14 protein-coding genes are annotated in these 25,619 nt (G+C 64.3%); 5 read left to right on the forward strand and 9 right to left on the reverse strand.

The window, feature by feature from the left end:
- Positions 1–9: 9 nt before the first annotated feature.
- Both ccoN and GVM20_RS01130 read right to left on the reverse strand, forming a co-directional pair.
- Complete coding sequence (gene ccoN / locus GVM20_RS01125; protein ID WP_166545458.1) at positions 10–1,665, reverse strand: cytochrome-c oxidase, cbb3-type subunit I; 1,656 nt, start codon at positions 1,663–1,665, stop codon at positions 10–12.
- Positions 1,666–1,731: 66 nt separating this feature from the next.
- Positions 1,732–2,508 carry a helix-turn-helix domain-containing protein gene (locus GVM20_RS01130; RefSeq protein ID WP_166545459.1) on the reverse strand — a complete coding sequence of 259 codons (777 nt, stop codon included), beginning with the start codon at positions 2,506–2,508 and terminating at the stop codon, positions 1,732–1,734.
- Positions 2,509–2,655: 147 nt separating this feature from the next.
- Between GVM20_RS01130 and GVM20_RS01135 the strand changes: the two genes are divergently transcribed.
- Positions 2,656–3,348, forward strand: a complete 693-nt coding sequence (locus GVM20_RS01135) for an OmpW/AlkL family protein (protein ID WP_166545460.1) — start codon at positions 2,656–2,658, stop codon at positions 3,346–3,348.
- A gap of 145 nt (positions 3,349–3,493) precedes the next feature.
- Here GVM20_RS01135 and GVM20_RS01140 read toward each other — a convergent pair whose 3' ends face one another.
- Positions 3,494–4,870: a DcaP family trimeric outer membrane transporter gene (locus tag GVM20_RS01140; protein WP_166545461.1), complete on the reverse strand. Its 1,377-nt coding sequence runs from the start codon at positions 4,868–4,870 to the stop codon at positions 3,494–3,496.
- A 160-nt stretch (positions 4,871–5,030) separates the two neighbouring features.
- On the opposite strand from GVM20_RS01140, the gene acs reads away from it, so the two are divergent.
- Both acs and GVM20_RS01150 read left to right on the forward strand, forming a co-directional pair.
- Positions 5,031–6,962, forward strand: coding sequence for an acetate--CoA ligase (gene acs, locus GVM20_RS01145; RefSeq protein ID WP_166545462.1), 1,932 nt, complete (start codon positions 5,031–5,033; stop codon positions 6,960–6,962).
- 4 nt (positions 6,963–6,966) lie between these two features.
- Complete coding sequence (locus tag GVM20_RS01150; protein WP_166545463.1) at positions 6,967–7,605, forward strand: LuxR family transcriptional regulator; 639 nt, start codon at positions 6,967–6,969, stop codon at positions 7,603–7,605.
- Here the strand turns inward: GVM20_RS01150 and GVM20_RS01155 are convergent.
- The 6 genes from GVM20_RS01155 to GVM20_RS01180 form a co-directional block, all read right to left on the reverse strand.
- A complete protein-coding gene (locus GVM20_RS01155) occupies positions 7,575–10,943 on the reverse strand; it encodes a PAS-domain containing protein (RefSeq protein WP_166545464.1) in 3,369 nt (1,122 codons plus the stop codon). The genes GVM20_RS01150 and GVM20_RS01155 overlap by 31 nt on opposite strands.
- 107 nt (positions 10,944–11,050) lie before the next feature.
- A complete protein-coding gene (locus GVM20_RS01160; protein ID WP_166545465.1) occupies positions 11,051–12,721 on the reverse strand; it encodes an MFS transporter in 1,671 nt (556 codons plus the stop codon).
- Between the two features lie 156 nt (positions 12,722–12,877).
- Positions 12,878–13,258, reverse strand: coding sequence for an META domain-containing protein (locus GVM20_RS01165; RefSeq protein WP_166545466.1), 381 nt, complete (start codon positions 13,256–13,258; stop codon positions 12,878–12,880).
- Between the two features lie 194 nt (positions 13,259–13,452).
- Entirely contained in the window at positions 13,453–13,752 is a 300-nt protein-coding gene (locus GVM20_RS01170; protein ID WP_166545467.1) for a lipocalin/fatty acid-binding family protein, read from the reverse strand.
- A gap of 118 nt (positions 13,753–13,870) precedes the next feature.
- On the reverse strand, positions 13,871–16,723 hold the full coding sequence (locus GVM20_RS01175) for a M16 family metallopeptidase (RefSeq protein WP_166545468.1): 2,853 nt from the start codon (positions 16,721–16,723) through the stop codon (positions 13,871–13,873).
- A gap of 44 nt (positions 16,724–16,767) precedes the next feature.
- Complete coding sequence (locus GVM20_RS01180; RefSeq protein ID WP_166545517.1) at positions 16,768–18,996, reverse strand: acylase; 2,229 nt, start codon at positions 18,994–18,996, stop codon at positions 16,768–16,770.
- Between the two features lie 203 nt (positions 18,997–19,199).
- Here GVM20_RS01180 and clpB point away from each other — a divergent pair, with 203 nt between their 5' ends.
- Together clpB and GVM20_RS01190 are read left to right on the forward strand one after the other, a co-directional pair.
- Positions 19,200–21,776, forward strand: coding sequence for an ATP-dependent chaperone ClpB (clpB, locus tag GVM20_RS01185; protein ID WP_166545469.1), 2,577 nt, complete (start codon positions 19,200–19,202; stop codon positions 21,774–21,776).
- 386 nt (positions 21,777–22,162) lie between these two features.
- Entirely contained in the window at positions 22,163–25,603 is a 3,441-nt protein-coding gene (locus GVM20_RS01190; RefSeq protein ID WP_166545470.1) for a TonB-dependent receptor domain-containing protein, read from the forward strand.
- The last annotated feature ends 16 nt before the right edge of the window (positions 25,604–25,619 follow it).

A 25,619-nucleotide genomic window follows, 5' to 3' on the forward strand; every position in this document is an offset into this window, starting at 1 on the left:
GATGAGCGCTTATTCAGCGGGCTCGGCGACAATGGGGCGGTCGGCGGCGTCATCATGGGCGGTGTCGCCCATCGGAGCCTCCACTCGCTGCTTGCCAGCGATGGTCATCCAGATGTTGTAGGCCATGATGATCGCACCGCTGAGGTACATCAGCCCGCCGACAGCACGCAGGATGTACATCGGGTGGAGCGCCGCGACGGTGTCGACGAAGCTGTTCACCAGGTATCCGTCAGACCCATATTCGCGCCACATCAGGCCCTGCGTGATCCCGGCGACCCACATCGAGGAGGCGTAGAAAACGATCCCCAGCGTCGCGAGCCAGAAGTGCCAGTTGATCATGCGCAGGCTGTAGAGCCGCTCCTTCTGCCACAGGCGCGGCACGAGGTAGTAGACGCAGGCGAAGGTGATCATCCCGTTCCATCCCAGCGCGCCGGAGTGTACGTGGCCGATGGTCCAGTCGGTGTAGTGCGACAGGCTGTTGACCGCCTTGATCGACAGCATTGGGCCTTCGAAGGTGCTCATCCCGTAGAAGGCGAGCGCCAGCACCATCATGCGGATGATCGGATCGGTGCGGACCTTGTCCCACGCGCCGTTCAGCGTCATCAACCCGTTGATCATCCCGCCCCAGCTGGGCATCCACAGCATCACGCTGAACACCATGCCCAAGGTCTGCGCCCAGTCGGGCAGGGCGGTGTAGTGAAGGTGGTGCGGGCCCGCCCAGATGTAGAGGAAGATCAGCGACCAGAAGTGGATGATCGACAGGCGGTAGGAATAGACCGGCCGCCCGGCCTGCTTGGGCACGAAGTAGTACATCATCGCCAGGAAGCCGGCGGTGAGGAAGAACCCGACCGCGTTGTGGCCATACCACCACTGGGTCAGCGCATCCTGCACCCCGGCAAAGGCCGAGTAGCTCTTGCCGCCCAGCAGACTCACCGGCATCGCCAGATTGTTGACCACGTGCAGCATCGCGATGGTCACGATGAAGGCGAGGTAGAACCAGTTCGCCACATAGATGTGGGGTTCATGGCGGCGCAGCAGCGTGCCGACGAACACGGCGAGGTAGCACAGCCACACCACCGTCAGCCACAGATCGACATACCATTCCGGCTCGGCATATTCCTTGCCCTGGCTGATGCCGAGGAGGTAGCCGGTCGCCGCCAGCACGATGAACAGCTGGTAGCCCCAGAACACGAAGCGGGCCATGCCGGGGAAGGCCAGCGTGGTGCGGCAGGTGCGCTGCACGACGTAGAAACTCGTCGCCAGCAGCGCATTGCCGCCAAAGGCGAAGATGACGGCAGAAGTGTGCAGCGGGCGTACCCGGCCGAAGTTGAGATAGGGTTCGAAATTGAGCTGCGGGAAGGCGAGCTGGGCGGCGATGAATACGCCCGCCAGCAACCCTGCCAGCCCCCAGAACATCGTCGCGATCACGCCCCAGCGGATCACGTCATCGTCATAGCGCGAAGGGCCGGGAGGCATCTTGAAGATGCCCTGGGCCTTGGCCATCGGATCATAGCTGGTGGCCGTGACCGCGATCAGGATCACCGCGACCAGCGCCACGATCCCCATGTGAATGGCAAAACCGCTATCGGGCGTAAGCGCGATAGCAGCAATCGCTGCGAGCAGGACGAGCGCCCATACCCCCAGCCGCTTAACGACTGATTCCATGTTGATTTATCCCTTCCGTCGGCCCGGCTTATACCGGAACCCCGCAGTGCTTGTGTTTGACCGAAATCAAATTTGATGCGTTTTTGCCAAATCCTCAGTGGGGTGGCGCGATTGCCGCCCGGCGAGCCGGGCGAGTGCTGTCACATCGGACAGGCAGACTTTGGAACGACCCTCGGTTGCAACGAGGCCGGCCTCGCGCAGTTCAGTCAGCTGGCGGCTGACCGTCTCGATCGTAAGACCCAGACTGTCGCCGATATCGCGGCGGCTCATCGGCAAGGAAAAGGCGCAGGCGCCTGCTGTGCAGTCCGCCAAGCGTTCCGCCATGGATACGAGGAAGTCAGCGATCCGCGCCCCGGCGGATTTGTGCCCCATCTGCATCATGCGGGTGCGGCTGCGGTGCAGGGCTTGCAGGGAGCGTGTCAGCACGGACCGCAGCACCGCGGGATCGCCCTGGGCCACATCGAGGAAGCGGTCGGCAGGGAAGATCACCAGATCGCTGTCCGTCAGCGCTGCCAGCCGCAAATCGCCCCAGGATTCCTGCGCGCTCTGGCGGAGCACCGAAACGAGATCGCCCGCAAAGTGGAACGCCAGCACCTGCCCGCCCGGCGATCCTGCCACAGCTGGCGCAACCAGTTTGACCGCGCCAGTGGCAATCCACACCAGCCGGTCGTTGTTTGGATCGGGCCAGAGCTGGGCCCCGCGCGCCAGATGCGTCGCCTCACCCAGCGCGCAGAGCCGATCTGCGGTGACCGCGTCGCCCGTTCCCGCAGGCAGCGCAGCGCGGAATGCCGCCAGATAATGCGTAAGCCCGAGGTCGGGCGGTGAGGGGCTGATCGTCGCCATGATGGTGCGGCAATGGCGCACAACAAAGCAAAGGTCTTTGATCCGGATCAATGAGGGCCATGCGGTTCAGGTTCTATCCGGCCCCCACAGGCAGCAAACAACCTGGGCCACGGAGGGTGGCCACTGCTGCCGATGAGGACGCGTAAAATGAAGACTCTTCTTATGCTTGCCAATATTGCTTTGGGCGGCGCAGCGGCAATGTTGGCCGCGACGCCTGCAATGGCGCAGGATGATGACCGCGCTGGCGACATCCAGGTCAAGCTGCTCGCCACGGCGGTTCTGCCCGATGGCAAGATCACGGACATCAACGTCAACGTGCCCGGCCTGCCGGCGAGTTTGCAGACCAAGGCCAACGACAATGTGACGCCGACTATCGCGATCGAATACTTCGTGACCAATAACATCTCGATCGAGACAATCGCGGGCATGACCCAGCACGATGTCGATGCCACCGCCGGGCTTCCCGCCGGGGCCGAGCTGGTCTCGAACGCCAAGCTGATCCCGGCGACTGTGACGGCGAAGTACCACTTCGATCTGGGCGGGGTGAAGCCCTATGTGGGCGCTGGTCCGGCCTACTTTCTGTGGGTCGCCGATGATCCGGGCGCGGCAACCTTGCCGCTGGGCGTGACGGAGACCAACCTGTCGAACGAGCTCGGCCTCGCGCTGCAAGCGGGCTTCGATCTGCCGGTCAATGACAAGGGTCTGGGCATCAGCGTCGATGTGAAACGCTACTTCATCGACACCACCGCGCGCTGGTTCGTCGGCAACACGCTGGCGATCGAGACCGAGCACAAGCTCGATCCGTGGGTGATCAGCGCGGGGCTGTCCTACCGCTTCTGAGAACCTCGCGATCAAGACGAACCCCGCTGGCCGTTAGCGGCTGGCGGGGTTTCGTTTGGGCTTTGCCTTGATTGATCCGTTGCGAACAACCCAATCTGGCAATGTTTCACGTGAAACATTACCAGATTGGTAAATTCAATGCGGGCTAGAAATTGTAGCGGGTGGAGATCATCACCCGTCGCAGGTCGCCCGTTCGGCCATCCTCAAGCGTGCGTTCCGCGTAGAGCAGCTCGATCCCGACATCGAGCGGGTCGACCGGGTTCCAGATCAGGTTGGCGAATCCGTTCCAGCTTTCGTCTGTCACCTGCCGGGTCGTCAGCATCACCGGATTGTCCGCCTTGAAATAGGCCCCCGCGACGCTCGACCGCAGGCGGCCACCCCAATGGTGCTGGTAGGCGGCAAAGCCCGACCAGGTGAAGATCGGATCGAGCTTTCCGGCCGCATCCAGCGCCGCATCATTGACGATATTGAGCCCGATATAGCGCCCCAGCCCATCCCCCGCGGTCGCCATGAAGCGGATGTCGTCCTTCTCGCCCACCTTGATCTTGCCTGACAGGCTGAGGCCGTAAGCCATCGCGCTATCCGTGCCGGTGCCGAAATCATCGTCGGAAATCCGCAAGGTGCGCACAATCCCCGCCGCCGTCAGTGAACCCCACGGGCGGTTCAGATTGTAGCGGGCAACCACATCGGGAATCGTGTCGTCCCCCGCCATGATCCGCGCGCCGGTGGGGGTGGTGACGGTAGTTTCGGGCTGTTCCAGCGCAATCTGCCAGCCGTTCTTGCTGTAGCGGATCATCGGCTGGCGATCGAACACGGTGCCCGGCGTCACCCCGATGAAATCGAGACTGTCGGGCAGGGCAGCGATGTTCTGGAAGGTCGACCAGGCTTGGCCGAACAGCCAGTTGTCATAGGTGATGAAGGCCTGCCGCAGGCGCGGGACATAGGAGTTGGTGGTGCGTTCGTCCCCGCCATCGGTGACGTTGAAATCGAGCTCGATATGCGAATTGAGCGTATGCGCCGCGCCGACATCGGTCGCGGTCTTGAGGATAAAGCGCGTCTGGCGGGCGCTGTAATCGGTGTCATAGCCTGACGCTGTGCCGCCGACCGGGATCAGCGCCGGAATAAGGAAATCGCGCCCGATCGAATTGTCCGGCATCTGCCCGCCACTGGTGCGCTGCACCAGCGTATCGAGCTTCACATAGCCCGCATAGGCGACCGTGGTCTTGCCGACGCGGAAGCCTTTGTCCTCCTGCCCCTTGGGCACGGCGATCTGCTGGGCGAGTTCGGCCTGGCGGTCCTTCAGATCGCGGGTCGCGGCGAGCAGGGCGGCGCTCTGTTCGCGGATCTCCGCCTCTTCGACCTGGTGGGTTGTCGCTTCGGCATCCAGCCGCGCAATCAGGCCTTCGACCAGCCGCTCCAGCCGGTCGAGCCGCGCCTCTGTGCTCTGCTCCTGCGCCAGCACCGGCGCGGCGGTCAGCACGCTCGCTGTCAGCAGCACCGCCCGCAGGCTGCGGACCGCCATCGCATGAACCATTCGGACTCTCCCATCCCTTTTCGATCCCATGTCAGAATGGGCTGATCGGAAGGGCGCTGACAGCTAGCGGATGGTCGTAAGACCTTTGTCTCATGGGGCGGGACGTGTAGCCTGATGTAAAAGCAGGCGCAGATGAGGGAGAGTCGAGATGATCCACGCCGTTGAGCGGCCCCAGGCCCACACGCCGACCCATTGCACCGCTGAGCAATATGCCGAGATGTACCGCGCGTCGGTGGAAACGCCGGACGCGTTCTGGCTGGAACAGGCGCAGCGGCTGGATTGGGTCAAGGCGCCGACCAGGGGCGGGGAGTGGCCTTACGATCCGGTAGAGATTTCATGGTTTGCCGATGGGCAGCTCAACCTGTGCCACAATGCGGTGGACCGTCATCTGCCGCAGCACGCTGACCGCACGGCGCTGATCTTTGAACCGGATGATCCGGCCTCACCCGGCCGCAGCCTCACCTATGGCGAGCTCCACACCGAAGTGGTGCGGATGGCCAATGCGCTGAAAAAGCTGGGCGTGACACGCGGCGACCGGGTGACGCTCTACCTGCCGATGATCCTCGAAGGGGTGGTCGCGATGCTCGCCTGCGCAAGGCTGGGCGCGGTGCATTCGGTGGTGTTCGGTGGCTTCTCGCCCGAGGCGCTGGCGGGCCGGATCGAGGATTGCGGCAGCCGCTTCGTCATCACTGCCGATGAAGGCCTGCGCGGCGGCAAGCACGTGCCGCTGAAGGCGAACGTCGATGCGGCGCTGGCGCTCACCGCGCACGCCACGCCGGTCGATGGCGTGCTGGTGATCCGCCATACGGGCGGCGCAATCGACATGCAGGACGGCCGCGACCACTGGCTCGAAGACCTCGCCAGCGACGCGGATTGCCCCTGCGCGGTGATGGGGGCGGAAGACCCGCTGTTCATCCTCTACACCAGCGGTTCGACCGGCAAGCCCAAGGGCGTGCTCCACACCACCGGCGGGTACGGCGTGTGGACGGCAACGACCTTCCATTACATTTTCGACTATCAACCCGGCGAGGTGTTCTGGTGCACCGCCGATATCGGCTGGGTGACGGGTCATAGCTATGTGGTCTACGGGCCGTTGTTCAATGGTGCCACGGCCGTTGTGTTCGAAGGCGTGCCCAATTACCCCGATCACGGGCGCTTCTGGGACGTGGTCGACAAGCACGGCGTCAACATCATCTACACCGCCCCCACCGCGATCCGTGCGCTGATGCGCGAGGGTGACGCGCACGTCACCACCCGCTCGCGCGCCTCCCTGCGGTTGCTCGGCTCTGTCGGCGAACCGATCAATCCCGAGGCGTGGCGCTGGTATTTCGACGTGGTGGGCGAGGGTCGCTGCCCGATCATCGACACCTGGTGGCAGACCGAAACCGGCGGCTGCATGATCACCACGCTCCCCGGCGCACACGACATGAAACCGGGGAGTGCGGGCCTCCCGTTCTTCGGCATCCGCCCTGAGCTGGTCGACAGCGAGGGAGGCGTGCTGAACGGCGCGGCCGAGGGCAACCTGTGCATCACCCACTCATGGCCCGGTCAGGCGCGCACGATCTATGGCGATCATGAACGCTTCGGGCAGACCTATTTCAGCACCTACAAGGGCAAGTACTTCACCGGCGACGGGTGCAAGCGCGACGCGGACGGCTACTACTGGATCACCGGCCGGGTCGACGACGTGATCAACGTCTCGGGCCACCGCATGGGCACCGCCGAGGTCGAGAGCGCGCTGGTGCTCCACCCCAAGGTGGCCGAGGCTGCGGTGGTCGGATATCCGCATGATATCAAGGGGCAGGGCATCTATTGCTACGTCACCCTCAATGTCGGCGAGGAAGGCAGTGACGCGCTGCTGGCCGAGCTGAAAGCCCACGTCCGCAAGGAAATCGGGCCAATTGCGACGCCCGATATCATCCACTTTACCGATGGCCTGCCCAAGACCCGCTCCGGCAAGATCATGCGCCGCATCCTGCGCAAGATCGCCGAGAACGACTTTGGCGCTTTGGGTGATACCTCAACGCTCGCCGATCCCAGCCTCGTCGAGCGGTTGATCGAAGGGCGGCAGAACGGCTGAGGCGATGACCGCAAGGATCATCATTGCCGATGACCACCCGCTGTTCCGCAGCGCGCTGGCCCATGCGGTCAGCAAGGTGTGGCCCGAAGCGGCGATCATCGAGGCGAGCACCGCTGCCGAGGCGCGCGCTGCGCTGGCGGACGGTGCGGCGGAGGCCCTGTTGCTCGATCTCCACATGGCCGATTCCACCGGCCTGTCGGTGCTGATGGACCTCAGACAGGATTACCCCGCGCTGCCCATCGTGATCGTTTCGGCCTCCGAGGAACCGCGGGTCGCTGCGGCGGCGGCGCAACTGGGGGCAGCGGGGTTCATTCCCAAATCTTCCAGCCTTGATGCGATGCGCGAAGGGCTGTCAGCGGTGCGGGACGGGGACGGGTGGTTTCCCGAGGCGCACGCTGGAGCGGACGACGAACTTGCCCGCATTGCCAGCCTGACGCCCGCTCAGCGCCGTATCCTCGCCGCGATCCGGCAAGGCCTGCTCAACAAGCAGATCGCCTATGAACTCGCCATCAGCGAGGCAACCGTGAAGGCGCACATTACCGCGATCCTGCGCAAGCTCGGGGTGAACAGCCGAACGCAGGCGGTGCTGCTCGCCGCCAAGTTGGACGTCGATCAGCCGGTAGCGGATTCCGCGAGGGCCTGAACCTTTGTCTCGCGGCCCTGTGCCAGCGCCGTCGCGATCAGCGCGCGCAAGGCAGCAGGCGGCGCGGGTTTGAGCAAGCGGTTCGCCCCCATCCGCGCGGCGGCGGCTTCGGTTTCCTCGGAGCTTTCCGCCGTCAACAGGATTGCAGGCGGGCGCTGGCCCCAGACTTCGCACAGCATCGCATAGGTGGCATCGCCGCGCTCGTTCTCGTCGAGGCGGTAGTCCATGATCGCAATGTCGGGTGCCTGCGGCATGGCGGCCGCAGCCTGCGCGCCGTTGCCAGCGCAGGTCACGATCAGGCCCCACTTGCCGAGAAGGGCTGCCGTCGCGGCCAGCACGGCGGGATCATTGTCGACCACCAGCACCCGGCCTTCGCCGAGGCCTGCACTGGTGCGGACAGGAGCCGGGCGGGGCGCGGATGCCGCCTCGCGCCGCAGTACCGGCAAGGCCAACGCAAAGCGGCTCCCGCGGCCCAACGATGACGTTGTCTCAACCTCGACCCCCAGAAGCCGCGCTGCCCGCCGGACGATGGCGAGGCCCAAACCCAGCCCCTCACGGTCAGTCGAAGCGCCGCGTTCGAACTCGCCGAAGATCCGCTCAATGTCATCAGGCGCGATGCCGCGCCCGGTGTCGTGGATGCAGATCAGCACCTCCGGCCCGCGCCGCCGCACCCCGATCAGGACGCCGCCCTTGGCGGTATAGCGCACCGCGTTGCTCATCAGGTTGCGCAGCACCGCTGTCAGCAACGCCCTGTCAGCCATGACCCAGGCATCGGTCCGAACCCGCCGCAGCCTGAGCCCCTTGGCCTGTGCTTGCAGCAGGAATTCGCGCGCCACATCCTCGAACAACTGGTCGAGCGCAATGGGCTCTGGCGCTGGCACCACGCCGCCGCTGTCGAGCTTGGAAATCTCCAGCAGCACCCGGATCAGCCGATCCGCCGAGACAATCGAGCCATCCAGATCGGCCACCAGCCGTTCCAGCGCCGGGCGGCCCTGTACCTCCTCGCCGAGCGCCGAGGCGAACAGGCGCGCAGCGTTGAGCGGCTGGATCAGATCGTGGCTGGCGGCGGCGAGGAAACGGGTCTTGGACTTCGTGGCCTGCGCCAAGGCCTCGTTCGCAGCGCTGAGCTGGCGGGTGCGGACCGCGACCTTGTCCTCCAGCGCCTGTTCGGCCAGCCGGTCAGCGGTGATGTCGGTATAGGAGGTGGTGTAGCCGCCGCCGGGTGTGGGCGCGCCAACGATCCTGAGCACGCGGCCATCGTGCTGCACCCGCTCGATCCGGTGCTCGGTCCCGGCGCGCATATAAGCAAGGCGACGCTCAACCTGCTCGGCGATGGCGGCGTCGGACAGCGCGCCGCGCGTCAGGTTGAAGCGGATCAGATCGGCAATCGGCGTGCCGACGCTCACCAGCCCATCAGGCAGGTCGAAAATCTGCTGATAGCGGGTGTTCCACGCCACCAGCCTCATGTCGCCGTCCACCAGCGCGATGCCTTGGTCGATGGACTCGATTGCGGTCTGGAGCAGGTCGGCGGAGAAGGAGAGGCGGCGGCTCGTCTCGTCGAACATGGCGACCACTTCAGGGAGCGGGATGGGATCGCCGCCCGCCCATGACCCCACGAGCATCCGCGCGGATGACGTGCCGATCACGCCCGAAATCACCCGCTCGGCCAGTTCCAGCACACCTGCGCCCGCCGGGTCGCCATTGCGCAGGTGGAGCGGGGCGAGGGCGGCATCGGCGCGCTCACGCCCGACGAACTGGGCGAGCAGTGCGCGCACATCGCCGACGCGTTTGGCCGTGGCATGGCGCGGCGGTTCTCCGGGCATCGGCATCCCCACGAACGCCGCGGCCTGCGCCTGATCGAGCAGCGACGGCCGCACCAGCGCCGAGACCAGCCAGTAGAGCGCGGTATTGACCCCAAGGCTCAGGATCACGCCGGACACCAACGGATCGGGGTGGATGCTGAGGAAGGGCGCAGTGCCGCTGGCCGCGGGCACGATCAGCAGCACCAGCCAGAGAGCGAAGCCGCTTGCAAGGCCGGTCAGCATTCCCGCCCGGTTGCCGTGCTGGCTCAGCATCCCCAGCACCAGACCCGGCGCGAATTGCGCCGCCGCCGCAAAGGCGAGGGTGCCGAGGCCTGCCAGGTCGGTGATCCCGGCGAACCCGCGATAGAACACGTAAGCCGCCGCCAGCAGCGCCGCGATCACCATGCGGCGGATCAGCAGCAGCCTCCCCGGCACGCGGCTGCGGTCACCCCGCCCAGCCAGTGCGCGGCGCAGCAGCAGGGGGGCGATCAGGTCATTGGTGATCATGATCGACAGCGCCACGCTCGCCACCACGATCATGCCGGTCGCTGCCGAAAACCCGCCGATGAACACCAGCACGGCGAGCAGCGGCGTCCCGCTCGCCAGTGGCAGGGCGAGCACGATGGTGTCGGGATCGGTGCCTGCGGGCAGCACCGCCTGTCCTGCCAGCACGATTGGCACGATCACAGCCGCAGTGAGCGCGAGATAGGCCGGGAACACCCAGCGCATCGACCGGCTGGCGCGTTCGCCCGGCGCTTCGATGAAGCTCATGTGGAACTGGCGCGGCAGGCACAGGGCTGCGGCAGCGGCGATCAGCGTCAGCACCACAAAGCGTGCATCAATCGGGTCGGGGGCGAACAGGGCCGGGGTGGCAGGGATCGCTGGCCCGTCGCCGGTCACCAGCCACCACACACCCAGCGCGCCCACCACAAGGAGGGCGGCGAGCTTCACCAGCGCCTCCACCGCAATCGTCAGCACCAGTCCCGCATTCTCGCCCGCCCGGTCCGCGCGGCGTGATCCAAACAGGATCGCGAACAGCCCCATCAGGGCGGCAACGATCAGCACCAGCTCGTCCGCCGCGACTTGCGTGCGCAGCTCCGGGTCGAGCACCAGCAGCGTCGTGCCGACCGAGTCCAGCTGGAGCGCCATATAGGGCAGCGTCCCGCAGGTCGCGATCACCGTCACCAACGCGGCGAGGCTGGCGCTCTTGCCGTAACGAGCGGAGAGGAAGTCGGCGATCGAGGTCGAATGCTGGGCCTTGGCCTGCGCCAGAATCCGGCGCACCAGCCCGAAGCCCAGCGTGAAGACCAGGATCGGCCCGAGATAGATCGGCAGGTAATCAAGGCCCGCCGTCGCCGCCGTCCCGACCCCGCCGAAAAACGTCCAGCTGGTGCAGTAAACCGCAAGGCTGAGGCCATAGACGCTGCCGGAATGGCGCAGCAGCGCGGGCGCTGGCGTGCGATCTCGCCATGCTGCGAGCCAGAACAATGCGCCAAGGTAGATCATGGCGGCGACCAGCGCCGCGCCCAGCATCATGTCCCGCTCCCCTCTTTCCCGACGACTAAACTACGACAAGCGCGCCGCAAAGCAAAGGGGCGGCACCCTGCGGCACCGCCCCTCCTGCGCCCCGCTGGCTGGCGGGCCTAGTCGTCGATATTGCGGCGGAAGGTTTCGGGCAGGAACAGCAGCCCGATCACCACGGTGGCCGCGCAGATCGCCACTGGATACCATAGGCCGAAGTAGATATTCCCGGTCGCCGCCACCATCGCAAAGGCGGTGGTCGGCAGGAACCCGCCGAACCAGCCATTGCCGATGTGATAGGGCAGGCTCATCGCGGTGTAGCGGATTCGGGTGGGGAACAGCTCCACCAGCAGCGCGGCAATAGGCCCGTAAACCATCGTCACCAGCAGCACGAGATAGGTGAGGATCGCGATCACCACCGGGGTGTCGATGGCGGCCGGATCGGCCTTGGCCGGATAGCCGGCCGTGGCCAGGGCCGCCTTCAATTCATCCTGATAGGCGGTAATGGCAGCCTTGCGGTCGTCGCCTGCAAGCTTGGCCGGATCGGGCGCGATGAAGGCCTGCGCGCCGATGGTGATTTGCGCGATGGTGCCCGCTTCGGCTTCGACCTTGGTGTAGCTCACCCCGCTTTTGGCGAGGAACGACTTGGCGATGTCGCAGCTCTTGGCATCGAACTTGTTCTTGCCGATGGGGTCGAACTGCACCGAGCAATCCGCATCATTGACGATGACGCTCACCGGCGCCGTCGCCTGCGCCCGGGCCAGCGCCGGATTGGCCGCTTCGGTCAGCGCGTGGAAGGCCGGGAAGAACGTCACCGCCGCCAGCGCGCAGCCGGAAAGGATGATCGGCTTGCGCCCGACCTTGTCCGACAGCCAGCCGAAGAAGATGAAGAATGGTGTCCCGATGGCGAGCGCCACGGCGATCAGAATGTTGGTCGTCGCGCCGTCCACCATCAGGACTTTTTCAAGGAAGAACAGCGCGTAGAACTGCCCCGTGTACCACACCACCGCTTGCCCCGCGACCGCGCCCAGCAGCGCGATCAGCGCCCAGCGGCCGTTTGTCCAGTTGCCGAAGGCTTCGGAAATCGGCGCCTTGGAATTGGTGCCTTCGTCCTTCATCTTCTGGAACACTGGGCTTTCCTGCAATTGCAGCCGGATCCACAGCGACACGCCGAGCAGCAGCGAGGAAATCAGGAACGGCACGCGCCAGCCCCATTCCTTGAAGGCTTCCTCGCCGATCATGGTGCGGGTGCCGATCACCACCAGCAGGGCGGCAAACAGCCCCAAGGTTGCGGTGGTCTGGATGAAGCTGGTGTAGAGCCCGCGCTTGTTGTTCGGCGCGTGCTCGGCCACGTAGGTCGCCGCCCCGCCATATTCACCGCCCAGCGCGAGGCCCTGCACCAGCCGCAGCACCACCAGCATGATCGGGGCGGCCACCCCGATGCTGGCGTAATTGGGCAGCAGGCCGACCGTGAAGGTCGCAAAGCCCATCAGGCCCATCGTCACCAGGAAGGTATATTTGCGCCCGACCATGTCGCCCAGCCGCCCGAACACCAGTGCACCGAAGGGCCGCACCGCAAAGCCCGCCGCAAAGGCCGCCAGCGCGAAGATGAAGCCGGTGGTCTCGTTTACGCCCGAGAAAAACTGCGCCGAGATGATCGTGGCCAACAGGCCATAGAGGTAGAAATCATACCATTCGAACACCGTGCCCAGCGACGAGGCGAGGATGACGCGTTTTTCCGTCCCCGTGACCTTGTGATGCTTGGGCAGGGCGTCATCATATGTCGTCGCCATTGTCCGTCTCCCGCTTGTCCGCTCGATCCCCTGACCAGCAGGCAGGCCCTGCGCCTGCATCATGCCGGTCTTGCCGAGGAATGCAAAGTCGCGCGTTACGGGCAGCAGCGATAGCTAGACCATCGTCGTAGCCGGGGAGGGGTGGCGGGCGAGGGCTTACTCGGCAGCGGCGAAGGTCAGGCGCAGCTCGGGCGTTTCCAGCACAAGCTGGCGACCATCGAGCGTGGTGGTGTAGCGCTGGGCCTGTTCCAATGCGCCCGCCAGATCATTGCCGAAGCTGGGGGCGGGGCAGGCCATGCGAGTGCCCGCCACGGGGCCGAAGCTGATATTGCCTGCGCCGTTCGACGGCTGGCCCGCAGTCCAGGTTGACCGGCCACGGTTGCAATCGAGCTGAAGCTGCACCTCCCCGCCATCGATAAAGGCGAGGGTGTGGCGGCGCTGCAAGGTGGGGGTGAGCGAAGTGGTGCTGCCCGAGGTGTCGATCGCGGTCAGCTGCCATTCGGTCCCGGCAAGCGGGTGGCTGTCGGGAATGGTCATGCAGCCTCCCAAGGCAAGTGTGGCAACAGTGGCGGTAATGGCGGCGCGAAAAGACATCCCTGATGCTCCCAAGTCGTGACGCCCTTTCCATAGCGCAGGATCCTGAATGCAGCCAATCCGGGGCGCAAAGCAGGCACGAAAAAGCCGCCGGAGCGCTGGGCTCCGACGGCTTTTCGTAACTCAGGCCGAAGCGCTTACGCTTCGCGGGTGCCCGACAGCGGCATCGCGCCGAAGGCGCCCGCATTGACCGATCCGGTCAGCGTGTCGCCGTCGATGGTCGCTTCGCAATCGAGCGTCATCGGCATCGGCACGACCATGTTCATCTTCCACGAGATGGTGTTGCCGCTGACAGTGCCGCCCGCAATGTCCATCGAGCCGAGGCTGCCCACCAGCGAGCCGCTGAAGGTGTCGCCATCGGGAACCACGGTGAGGGTGCCGGTCTGGTCGCCCATCGGGCTCTTGACGACGGTCTTGTAGGTACCTGCAACAGACATATTCAACTCCTCCGGTGAACGTGCGGACCTTGGGCGACCCGGCACTTGTGGTCTCGTTATTTACACTGATGTCAGCGCGCTTCAACCGCTTTCCGGCTGAAGCGCGCTGCCGTCTGGCTTATTCCCCTTCCATCTCGCGCTGCTCGATCGGCAGGCCGAGCGGTTCGAGCTGTGCACGGACCACGCTGGCATCGCCGACCACCACCCAGACGAACTTGTCACCGTCAATGCTCGCGCGGGCGATGGCGTCGAGGGTTGCGGGGGTTTGCGCCGTGTAGATGCTGGCGAGGGTTTCCTGATAATTGTCCGGCCGCCCGAACAGCGCATTGCTCTGCATCGCGCCGAGCACCGCGGGCGAGGTTTCGAACCGGCCCGGCAGCGAGCCGACGTCCGAGGCGACATTGCGCTCCAGCTCTTCGGGGGTGACACCCTTGATGGTCAGGAATTCCTTGGTCTCACGCAGCATTTCAGCGAGCGAATCCCCGGTGCGATCCGCTTGGACCCCGCCCGAGATCGAATAGACCACTGCGTTCTCACGTGCCTGCGCGCCGCCGCGCACGCCATAGCTCCAGCCCTTGGTCTCCCGCAGGTTCATGTTCAGACGCGCGAGGAAATCGCCGCCGAGCGACTTGTTGGCGCTGCCAAAGGCGACAAATGCCGGATCGCCCGCATCGAGCGGCGTGATCTGCGCGCCGTAGATGAAGCTCTGCGGCGAATTGGGCCGGTTGACGAGGATGATGCGGTTGCCGTTGGCGCCCATTTTGGCGTCGAACCGCTTGGTGCCCTTGGGCGTGGCAGGCGGCGTCCAGTCACCGAAAGCGGCATTGAGCGCGGTCACGATCTCAGCCAGCGGCTTGTCGGAAATCACGAAAACCTCGCCATTATCCGGGCGAATCCAGGCGTCCTTGTGGGCGATCAGGTCATCGCGGGTGATGCTGCTGACGCTCGCCACCGTCGGCACACGGCCATAGGGGCTGTCGGCGCCGAACAGCTCCGGCGTCAGCGTCAGCTGAGCGATGCCCTGCGGCGACTTCATCGTCTGGCGAAGACCGGTGATGGTCTGATTGCGCACCCGCTCAAGGTCTTCAGGATTGAAGGCCGGTTCGCGCATGATCTGACGCATCAGATCCAGGCTGGGCGCGAGGTTGGCCGTGAGCGCCGAGAGCGTGAAGGTTGACCGGTCATCGCCCCCGCCAACCGAAACAGTCGCGCCGAGCCGCTCACCCGCCTCGGCGATCTGCTGCGCTGTCAGGTTCTTCGTGCCTTCGTCGAACAGCGAGAGGGTCAGTCCGTCGAGCCCGGTTTTGCCCACCGGATCGGCCGCGCCGCCCGCGTTGAAGGCCATCGACACATAGGTCGCCGGCACAGCCGTGCGGCGGGCATAGGTGACCTTCATCCCGTTTGTCAGGGTCGCACGCTCAATATCGGGGAAGTCGAGCTGGGCGATGGTGTCAATCGCGGGCTTGGGCCGCTCCACCGAGACGCTGATCGTTTCGGCAGCGCGGTCCCGCTCGGATGCGTTTGCCCCTTCGGCGGCGACCGATGCGGCCTCCTCATAAGTCGCATCGCGTGCGCCGGGCTCCAGCACCACGGTCATCGCCGGGCGGGTCATCCAGTTGCCAAGTGCCGCCTTGACGTCAGCCGGGGTGAGCTTGGCGAGCGCTTCAAACTCGCGCGCATAGAACTGCGGATCGCCCGCCAGAACTTCGCCTTCGGCCAGGGTCTGCGCCTTGCCGCTGAAGCCGCCGACCTGCTCCAGCCCGCGGATCGTGCGGGCGAGATTGCTGGTCACTGCGCGGCGCACTTCGTCTTCGGTCGGGCCTTCCGCGATCAGCTTGGCGACCACTTCGTCCATCCGCTTTTCCAGCACGGCAAGATCGACGCCCGCCTTGGCGGTCGCTTCGACCTGGAGGATGCCGATACGGTGGAAGGCGGAATTGCCGGCCGAGACGCTGACGGCGAGCTGTTCGTCGCGCACCAGCACATTGTCGAGGCGGCTGGAGGCAAGGCCGCCGAGGATCGAGGCGCCCACGTCAAGCGCGATGCGATCCTTGCCGGTGATCCCTTCGACCGGCCAGTAGCGGGTGACGCTGGTCGCGGCGACCTGATCCTTGAAGGTCTTGCGCACAGCTTCCTTGAGGGTCGGCACATCCGCCTGCGCCGGGTCATTGACCGGGCCGCGCGCGATGGTGCCGAAATACTTCTCGACCAGCGGCTTGGCTTCGGCAGCGGAAATGTCGCCCGCGATCACCAGCGTGGCGTTATTGGGGCCGTAATTCTCGGTGAACCATGCCTTCACATCTTCCATCGAGGCGGAATCGAGGTCGGCCATCGAACCGATTGCTTCGTGCTGATAGGGGTGGCCATCGGGGAACAAGGTCTTGAGCACGTCGTAGAACACGAGACCGCCCGGCTCATTATCGCCCTGACGCTTTTCGTTCTGCACGACGCCGCGCTGGTTATCGAGCTTGCCCTGCGTCACTGCGCCGAGCAGATAACCCATGCGGTCGCTTTCCAGCCACAGTGCGCGTTCCAGTGCGGGGCGGGGGACGGTCTGGAAGTAGTTGGTACGATCAAACCACGTCGTCCCGTTGTAATCGGTCGCGCCCATTTCCGCGAGGTACTTGAAGTAGTCATCCGGCGCGTTTTCCGAGCCGTTGAACATCAGGTGCTCAAACAGGTGGGCAAAGCCGGTCTTGCCTTCCGGCTCGTCCTTGGAGCCGACATTGTACCACACCGTCACGTTGACGATCGGGGCCTTGCGGTCTTCGTGCACCAGCACGGTGAGGCCATTGGCCAGCTCGAACTGCTGATAGGGGATCGTCACCTGGCTCACGAGCGCAGGCAAGTCGGCGGTCGCTTGCGGGGCGGCGCTGGCGGCGGGCGCGGTCTGGGCGAGCGCAGGGGCGAACGGCACGGCAAGCGCAAGGGCGAGCGCCGAAAGACTGGCGGCGGCGAAACGGTGGGTCATGGAAGAAAGCTCCGGTGAAACATCATGCGAGAGGAAAGCGCCAGTCAGCGCGCGTTGGTGACAGTGGTTGCCACGGCGCGCCGATTGCTGGCTTTCGCCAGCAAATCATCGCGCCAAAAGTGGACAGGCTTCAGCTTATGATCGACGAACAGCTGCATCTGGTCGGTGTAATGCGCGCTGGCAGGCCGGGTGGTGGCCGCGCCGAAGGGCTGGATCGAGCGTGAGCTAACCCGCTGACCGGGTTGCCATTCGATCCACATGATGAAGCTGTCCCCATGCTTGAGGCTGAGACGACCATCCTCGGCCACGTCCCAGGTGGTCGAAGCCCGCAGGGTGTCCGATCCGCCGTCGAGCGGCAGGTCCAGCTCGCCCTGTCGCAGCCGCAGCAGATCGCCCATCGGCGGATCGAGCCGGCCGAAATGGGTGGTGAGATGGTCTGCGGCGGCTTGCAGTTTCTCGGCCACGTCAGGGAAGGGCTTGTTGTTGTAATCGGCCGCCATAAAGTCGCGGATGATCAGCAGCGCGATGGCATCGGCAGCGCCCTTGTTGTCGGCGGTGAAATCCCAGCCGAGCAGCAAATCGCGGGCCTCAGCCAGTTGGCCCTCTGCCTTCAGCCCCTCCAGCGTGTCGAACAAGCGGTCGACATAGCCAAGGCGCTCATAGCCGGTATCATATTTGATCCGCTCCAGCGCCGCACGGTCGAGCACGCTTGCTTCCGACAGAAGCTTGTAGGCGCGCCATGAGCGGTTGGTCTGCTTGAGTTCGATACCCATCAGCGGCGCAAACGCTTGGGGATCAAGATCGCTCCCGGCTCCGGCCGCGGTGAAAGGGGTGTTGTTCGAATTGTAGAGCCACCCGCTGGCCGGGTTCACGATCCGGGGCAGGCTCGCGTAATCGACCGACCCTTCCCAGATCAGGTCTGAGCGGTTGCCCGGCAGGACATTGCGCCAGTCGGCCTTCACGCCTTCGGGTCGGCGGGGGATTGCGGCGTTATAGACATAGGCAATGGTGCCCGCCTCGTCGGCATAGATGAAATTGGTCGAGGGGATCGCGAGACGCGACAGCTGCGCTTCCCACTCGGCGAAATTGGTCGCCTTGTTGATGCGGTAATAGGCGTCGAGCTGGCCGAGCTGCCCAATCCCGCCATAGCGGATGGCGAAAGCGCCCTTGGCGTTCTTGATCACCGGGCCATGCACTGACCGCAGCACTTCCTTGCGGATCGGCAGCACCACGGGGCCAATCTTGACCGGCAGCGTCACCCACTTGCTCTCCAGATCACGCCATGCGCCGTCGAGCTTGTAGCGGGTGCCGGTCTCGTCGAGCTCCAGTTGGTAGACGTCGATCATGTCGGGCGTGTTGACCGTGTTGGTCCACCCCAGATGCTCGTTATGCCCGAGGAAGGGGAAGGGCGAGCCGGGGAAGTTCGCGCCGGCAAAATGCCAGCCTTCGCCGCTTTCGACCACGAGTTCGTACCACGCAACCCCGCCGCGCAGGGGCTGGTGCGAGTTCGAGATCAGGGTGGTCGGCCCGCCCGATTTCCTGGGCGCGACGGCAAAGGCGTTGGAGCCGAGGTGTTCGGCATCCTCGCCAAGCGGCAGCACCATCCGGCGCGCCTGATCGGTGGCAGGCGCTGTGGGCGCGGGTTCGGCGGGCTCGGCACCGGGCAGCGGCGGGCGCGGGAAGCCGGGGATATCGGGGCCATGCTCGCGGCGCAGATCCTCGCCTGCGACCAGCGGACCGATCACGCCGTCCAGCCCGAAGAAGAACGGCTGGCGCAGCGCGAAACCGGCAGCGACATCCATGCCGTTGACGGGGAACAGGTTGGCCAGCTTGACCTCGCCCGAATGCTCGGCGGCATATTGGTTGAGGCCTGCGGCATAGGCTTCGAACAGCGCGCGCGTATCGGCGGGCAGCTTGGGATATTCGCGCTCCGCGGTGCCGCGCGCGTCGATCAGGTGATAGACGTAATCGATCTGCGCGCCTTCCTCGCCCGCGATCGCGCCATAACGCCCCCGCGCCATCGCGACGACATCTTGCAGGGTGAAGAAATCGTCTTCGGCATGAGCGATGGCGACCCCGTAAGCCGTGTCGGCATCGGTCTTGCCGTAGATATGGGGCACGCCGAATTCGTCGCGAATGATCTCGGCCCGATAGGTGCGCCCGGGCGCGGGGTTGGCAGCGCTCGCGAAAAACGGCTCCCACGTGGCCAGCGCCACTACCGCCAGCAACAACACACCCACCAGCGCAAATGCGCCGCGCTTGACCCAGATCATGTCCGATTTTTCTCCCAAACCGTAGGAAAGCTCCATCGCGCGGGGCAGGGAAGAGGTCAAGGCAGGCGTCCTCTTGCCATAGGCAGGGAATGAACCCACCTAGTCCAGTAACACACCTGTGTGCGTGATTTTTGCCCCGGGGACTTGTGTGGCCAATGTGCAACACTATCTCGAGGTGGTAACCTTTGGAGGGGTTAGACGACATGAATCTCGAAAAGTTCACCGATCGGGCCAAGGGCTTCCTGCAAGCCGCGCAAACCGTCGCCATCCGCATGAACCACCAGCGCATCACCCCGCTGCACATTGCCAAGGCCTTGCTGGAGGATAGCGAAGGCATGGCCGCCGGGCTGATCCAGCGCGCGGGCGGGCAGGCGCCGCTGGCCGTCACCGCGATCGATGTGGGTCTTTCGAAGGTTCCGGCCGTGACCGGCAGCGGCGCGCAGGCGACGCCGGGGCTGGATAATGATGCCGTGCGGGTCCTCGATCAGGCCGAGCAGCTCGCTGACAAGGCCGGCGACAGCTACGTCACAGTCGAGCGGATGTTGACCGCGCTCGCCCTGTCGCCAGGTGCCGCAGGGGAGGGCTTGAAGGCCGCAGGCGTCACGCCGCAAGGCCTCAACACCGCCATCGAGCAGCTGCGCGGCGGCAAGCGCGCGGACAGCGCGAGCGCCGAGAACACCTATGACGCGATGCAGAAATTCGCCCGCGACCTGACGCAGGCGGCGCGTGACGGGAAGCTTGATCCGGTGATCGGCCGTGACGAGGAAATCCGCCGCACGATCCAGATTCTCGCCCGTCGCACCAAGAACAACCCGGCCCTGATCGGCGAACCCGGCACCGGCAAGACCGCGATTGCCGAAGGCCTCGCGCTGCGCATCGCCAATGGCGACGTGCCCGACAGCTTGAAGGGCCGCACCCTGATGAGCCTCGACATGGGCGCGCTGATCGCTGGCGCGAAGTACCGCGGCGAGTTTGAGGAGCGGCTGAAGTCCGTGCTCGACGAGGTGAAGAACGCCGATGGCCAGATCATCCTGTTCATCGATGAGATGCACACCCTGATCGGCGCTGGCGCGTCGGAAGGCTCGATGGATGCCTCGAACCTGCTGAAGCCCGCCCTGTCGCGCGGCGAACTTCACTGCATCGGTGCGACCACGCTCGACGAGTACCAGAAGTATGTCGAGAAAGACCCTGCGCTTCAGCGGCGGTTCCAGCCGGTGTTCATCGCCGAGCCGACCGTGGAGGACACGATCTCGATCCTGCGCGGGATCAAGGACAAGTACGAACTGCACCACGGCGTGCGCATCACTGACGGGGCGATTGTTGCGGCGGCGAAGCTGTCCGACCGCTACATCCAGAACCGCTTCCTCCCCGACAAGGCCATCGACCTGATGGACGAGGCGGCGAGCCGCATCCGCATGGAGGTGGAGTCCAAGCCCGAGGAGATCGAGGCGCTCGACCGGCGGATCATCCAGCTGAAGATCGAGGAATCGGCGCTCCAGAAGGAAACCGATCAGAATTCCAAGGACCGCCTCGTCGCGCTGCGCGAGGAACTGGCGAACCTTGAGCAGCAGTCGGCCGAACTCACCACGCGCTGGCAGAACGAGCGCGACAAGATCGAAGCCGAAGGCAAGATCAAGGAGCAGCTCGATCACGCCCGGCTTGAGCTGGAACAAGCCCAGCGTGAAGGCGACTTGGCCAAGGCAGGCGAGCTGTCCTACGGCACGATCCCCGCGCTCGAAAAGCAGCTGGCCGAAGCGCAAGGGCAGGCCGCCAATGCGATGCTGCGCGAGGAGGTGACCGAGGAGGACATCGCCGGTGTCGTCAGCCGCTGGACCGGCGTGCCGGTCGACAAGATGATGGCGGGCGAGCGCGAAAAGCTGCTGGCGATGGAGAGCATCCTCGGCAAGCGGGTGATCGGGCAGTCACAGGCGATCGCTGCTGTCTCCAAGGCGGTGCGCCGTGCGCGGGCGGGCCTGCAAGATCCCGGCCGCCCGCTCGGCAGCTTCCTGTTCCTCGGCCCCACGGGCGTCGGCAAGACCGAACTGACCAAGGCGCTCGCCGGGTTCCTGTTCGACGATGACAGCGCGATGGTGCGGATCGACATGAGCGAGTTCATGGAGAAGCACGCCGTCGCCCGCCTGATCGGCGCGCCTCCGGGCTATGTCGGTTACGAGGAAGGCGGGGTGCTGACCGAAGCCGTGCGCCGCCGCCCCTATCAGGTGGTGCTGTTCGACGAGGTCGAGAAAGCGCATTCCGATGTCTTCAACGTGCTGCTGCAAGTGCTCGACGATGGCCGCCTGACCGACGGGCAGGGCCGCGTGGTCGACTTTGCCAACACCCTGATCATCCTTACGTCGAACCTCGGTAGCCAATATCTCGCCAACCTGCCCGACGGCGCGGAGCCCGCGACGGTCGAGAAGGATGTGATGGACGTGGTGCGCGGGCATTTCCGGCCCGAGTTCCTCAACCGTCTTGATGAGATCATCCTGTTCCACCGTCTTGCGCAGGAACACATGGCGCCGATCGTCGAGATTCAGGTGGGCCGGGTGCAGAAGCTGCTCGCCGATCGCAAGATCACGCTCGACCTGACTGATGCCGCGCTGCGCTGGCTCGGGCGGGTGGGGTATGATCCGGTCTACGGCGCTCGGCCGCTGAAGCGTGCAGTCCAGCGCTACCTGCAAGACCCGCTCGCCGAGATGCTGCTCGAAGGAAAATTGCCCGATGGCGCGACGCTGGTGATCGATGAAGGGGATGGTCAACTCAGCATGACGATTCGCTGATCTGACGTCGAAAAATCCACTTTCGAGGATTTCAGGCCAATTCCGGCGACACGCAAGATTGTAAGCATGCTTCGTTCGATTTGATAAGCAAGGCGGTTTGTTGCGTGCAAGCCTGCCAAGCTTTTAATATTCGCAAAGCCACAATCGAACAATGTTGCGGCGGTTTCGCTGAGCGCCCCCTGAATGTGGGATTAACGCAACACCGCCCGGAAAAGTTCGGGGCGGCGAGCGGGCGCTTTGACATCATTCCTACGCCATTGCACAAAACGGTCACTGCGGGGACTGAATTGGACAACCTTTGAAGCGCAATCCCACCACATGGGGCAATTATGTGGTGGGAGCGCCGGGTTGTTGTGACGTCTCCGGTTCGGGCAACTGGAGTGATCATGAAGAAATTTCACAGCAATTCGATCAAGGCTCTGGCCTTTTCCGCATCAGCCATCGCGTTTGTGATCGCCGGCCCTGCTTATGCGCAGGCTGCCGATGAGCAGCCGGCCGAAGAAGAGGAGCAGGTCGATGTCACTGCGGGTGAAGCGGCCCAAGCAGAAGACAAGACCGGCAACATCACCGTCACCGGCTCGCGCATCGTTCGCGACACGTACACCTCGATTTCGCCGCTGCAGGTGCTCACCACCGAAAATCAGCAGGCGGTCGGTGCGTTCGACCCGTCACAGATCCTCCAGCGCTCGGAAGCGGCCGCCGGTCAGCAGATCGACGCGACCTTCAACGGCTTCGTGCTCAACAATGGCCCGGGTTCGCAAACGCTGAACCTGCGCGGCCTTGGTGCTGACCGTACCCTGATCCTCGTCAACGGCCGCCGTCTCGCGCCTGCTGGCGTGGAAGGCGCGCCGTCCAACCCGTCGATCAACCTGATCCCGGCTTCGCTTGTCGACCGTTACGACATTCTCACGGACGGTGCATCGTCGGTATATGGTTCGGACGCGGTCGCGGGCGTGGTGAACGTCATTCTGCGCAAGGACTTCGACGGACTGGAAATCCAGGCCAACGGCAACATCAACCCGCAGGGCGCGGGGGAAGACTACACGGTTTCCGCCGCGTGGGGCTTCAACACCGACCGAGCCGTGTTTGGTGTCGGTCTGGAATACCAGAAGCGCGATCTTGTGCGCTTCGGCGACCGTGACTTCCTCACGGGTTGCGACGCACACCGTGAAATCGATCAGGACGGCAACATTCGCACGCTCGGCATTCGTGACAGCGCGCTCGTTCGCCGCAACTCGGGTGGTCGGATCACCGTTCGCGACAGCGATTGTAAGGTCGGTTCGCTGTCGGGCCGTATCTTCATTGACGCGACCCGTGTGGGCTCGGTTTACTACAAGCCGGGCGCCGGTAACGTGATCGCCGACTTCTCGGAAAACACCGGCCTTGGTAACCGCGAAGTCGACTTCAATGGTGACGGCATCCGTGATGTCGACTTCCAGGATTACAACAACAACTCGAACAACAACCCCGAGACGCTCGATACGACCTTCATCTCGGGGCAGGAGCTGTTCAACGGCTTCGCCTATGGTGAATACACCTTCGAAGGCGAGGCCAACATTACGCCGTTCTTCGAAGCGCAGTTCACCCGTGCGGAAATTTCGGCCCCGAACCAGTTCCAGGCGCAGATTTTCCCGTTCGTGCCTGACCTTAACCCGTTCAACCCGTGCAACATCGACACCAACCCGAACGGCCAAGACTGCCGCGCGGCGGACAACGCCTTCCAGCGCCGTCTCAACCCGGCGGTGTTCAATGGTGCGACTCGTCCGCTTTCGACCGGCTTCTCGCTGCCCGTTTCGCCGATCATCTCGATCCGTGGGGACCGCAACAACAACGAAGTTACGCAGGAGCAATACCGCGGTGTGATCGGTGTGCGCGGTGACCTGCCCTTCATCGGTTCGAGCTGGAGCTTTGAAGTCGCCGGTACCTACTCGCGGTCGGTCGGCGTCTCGACCCGCAACGGTATTCGCGAAGACCGCCTCGCCCTTGCGCTCGGTCTTGACCCCACCGCCGACTATGACGGCGATGGCATCAGCGATAACAACGGCGACGGCGTTGCTGACGACTACAATGACGCAATTTCCATCTTCGGCGCCTTCGGCGATCCGCAGTGGATCGGCGTCTGCAACACGGCTGGCCTCGCCAACCCCGGTCAAGCCGCTTCCGACCTCACGGAAGGCTGTGTCCCGGTGAACCTGTTCGCCCCCAGCCTGCTCAACACCTTCGTCGGTGATTTTGCCACGGAGGCCGAGCGGAATTACCTGTTCGATCAGCGTCGCTTCGACACGACCTATGAACAAACCATGCTCTCGGCCTACGTGACCGGCGACCTGTTCGAACTGCCTGCGGGCCCGGTCGGCGTGGTGCTCGGCGGCGAATGGCGCGAGGACAAGATCCAGTCGGATCCGAATGTCGCCGCCGCCAACGGTCTGTACTTCGCCTTCTTCGCCGATAGCGGTGCGGCCGGCTCCAAGTGGATCCGCGAACTCTACGGCGAAATCGAAGCGCCGCTGATGGCTGGCGAAACTCTGGTCGAGGAACTGACGGTCAAAGCGGCCGGCCGTCTCACTGACGAAGAGTTTTATGGCACCAACGGCACCTTCTCGGTGGGTGCAGGCTGGCGTCCGGTGTCGCCGCTGTTGATCAAGTTCAACTACGGCACGTCGTTCCGTGCACCGAACCTGCGTGAGAACTTCCTACTGGCACAGTCGGGCTTCTTGACGCTGTTCGATCCCTGCGCGGTTCCTGCAGCGGCATTCGACCCGGCGCTGGGCTATGTTGCGGGCAACGAAACCCGTGAACCGCAGGTGCTGGCAAACTGCCGCCGTGAAGGACGTGATCCGACCCGCGTCGGTATCGATTCGCAGGGCTTGAACACCCAGTCGAACTCGGGCGTCGAAGTCACCTCGGGTGGTTCGCTTGACATTGATCCGGAAACCTCGCGCTCGATCACGACCGGTTTCGCGTTCGAAGAAGACTGGGCGAGCGGGTTCGAATTCTCGTTCAACTTCAACTACTACGACATCAAGTTGAAGCAGTCGATCATCGAGCCGAGTGCGCAGTTCATCATCAACGATTGCTACAATCGCGACGATAACACGCGCAGTCCGTTCTGCGACCGGATCAGCGCCTCGACGGTTGAACGGCGTCTCGTTTCGGACGTGTTCTCGGGCTTCCTCAACCTCGATCAGGAGTCGGTGCGCGGGATCGATTTGAACGCGAACTTCGGCTATCCGGTGACAATCGGTGAGCAGGAGATCGACCTGTCGCTCAACCTGACCGCCAACCACCTCATCGAACGTTCGAGCACGTTCACCAACGACAATGGTGACATCGACACAGAAGACTTCGCCGGTGAATTCGGCTTCCCGAGCTGGATCGGCCGTGCGACCTTCAACATCGGCTTGGATGATTTCACCTTCACCTGGCAGACCCGCTACATCGGGTCGGTGGCGCAGGATCCGATTGGTGTGGACCCGTTCTCGGATGCCTTTAGCTTTGGCGAGAACAACACGCCTACGCCGGGCGTCTTCGGTGACACCTGCCTCGGCGGTGGGTCGCGCACCGGGACGACGCCGAACAACGTGGTTCCGGGTGACGGCATCCTGTGCCGTGACGTTGGCTTCACGGGCGAATACTTCGAGCATGCCGCGTCCATTCGTTGGGACAACGGCGATCTGCGCATCATCGCCGGTGTGACCAACCTGTTTGACCGCGATCCGCCGCTGGTGGACGGCAGCGAAGTGCTGTCGATCGCCAACGCTGCGATCGGTAACGGCTACAACCTCGACGGCCGCGAATTCTTCGCTCAGCTGCTGTATCGCTTCTGATCGACGAATGACTTGA

The sequence above is a fragment of the Porphyrobacter sp. SLTP genome (assembly GCF_009905735.1).
Classification (GTDB): domain Bacteria; phylum Pseudomonadota; class Alphaproteobacteria; order Sphingomonadales; family Sphingomonadaceae; genus Erythrobacter.

Bases quoted from the DNA above. Each gene is read 5' to 3' on its own strand.
- clpB (WP_166545469.1), top strand. From the start codon at position 19,200: ATGAATCTCGAAAAGTTCACCGATCGGGCCAAGGGCTTCCTGCAAGCC.
- GVM20_RS01175 (WP_166545468.1), bottom strand. From the start codon at position 16,723: ATGACCCACCGTTTCGCCGCCGCCAGTCTTTCGGCGCTCGCCCTTGCG.
- GVM20_RS01190 (WP_166545470.1), top strand. From the start codon at position 22,163: ATGAAGAAATTTCACAGCAATTCGATCAAGGCTCTGGCCTTTTCCGCA.
- GVM20_RS01165 (WP_166545466.1), bottom strand. From the start codon at position 13,258: ATGACCATTCCCGACAGCCACCCGCTTGCCGGGACCGAATGGCAGCTG.
- GVM20_RS01150 (WP_166545463.1), top strand. From the start codon at position 6,967: ATGACCGCAAGGATCATCATTGCCGATGACCACCCGCTGTTCCGCAGC.
- GVM20_RS01135 (WP_166545460.1), top strand. From the start codon at position 2,656: ATGAAGACTCTTCTTATGCTTGCCAATATTGCTTTGGGCGGCGCAGCG.
- GVM20_RS01130 (WP_166545459.1), bottom strand. From the start codon at position 2,508: ATGGCGACGATCAGCCCCTCACCGCCCGACCTCGGGCTTACGCATTAT.
- GVM20_RS01160 (WP_166545465.1), bottom strand. From the start codon at position 12,721: ATGGCGACGACATATGATGACGCCCTGCCCAAGCATCACAAGGTCACG.
- GVM20_RS01180 (WP_166545517.1), bottom strand. From the start codon at position 18,996: ATGATCTGGGTCAAGCGCGGCGCATTTGCGCTGGTGGGTGTGTTGTTG.
- GVM20_RS01140 (WP_166545461.1), bottom strand. From the start codon at position 4,870: ATGGCGGTCCGCAGCCTGCGGGCGGTGCTGCTGACAGCGAGCGTGCTG.
- GVM20_RS01170 (WP_166545467.1), bottom strand. From the start codon at position 13,752: ATGTCTGTTGCAGGTACCTACAAGACCGTCGTCAAGAGCCCGATGGGC.
- GVM20_RS01155 (WP_166545464.1), bottom strand. From the start codon at position 10,943: ATGATGCTGGGCGCGGCGCTGGTCGCCGCCATGATCTACCTTGGCGCA.
- ccoN (WP_166545458.1), bottom strand. From the start codon at position 1,665: ATGGAATCAGTCGTTAAGCGGCTGGGGGTATGGGCGCTCGTCCTGCTC.
- acs (WP_166545462.1), top strand. From the start codon at position 5,031: ATGATCCACGCCGTTGAGCGGCCCCAGGCCCACACGCCGACCCATTGC.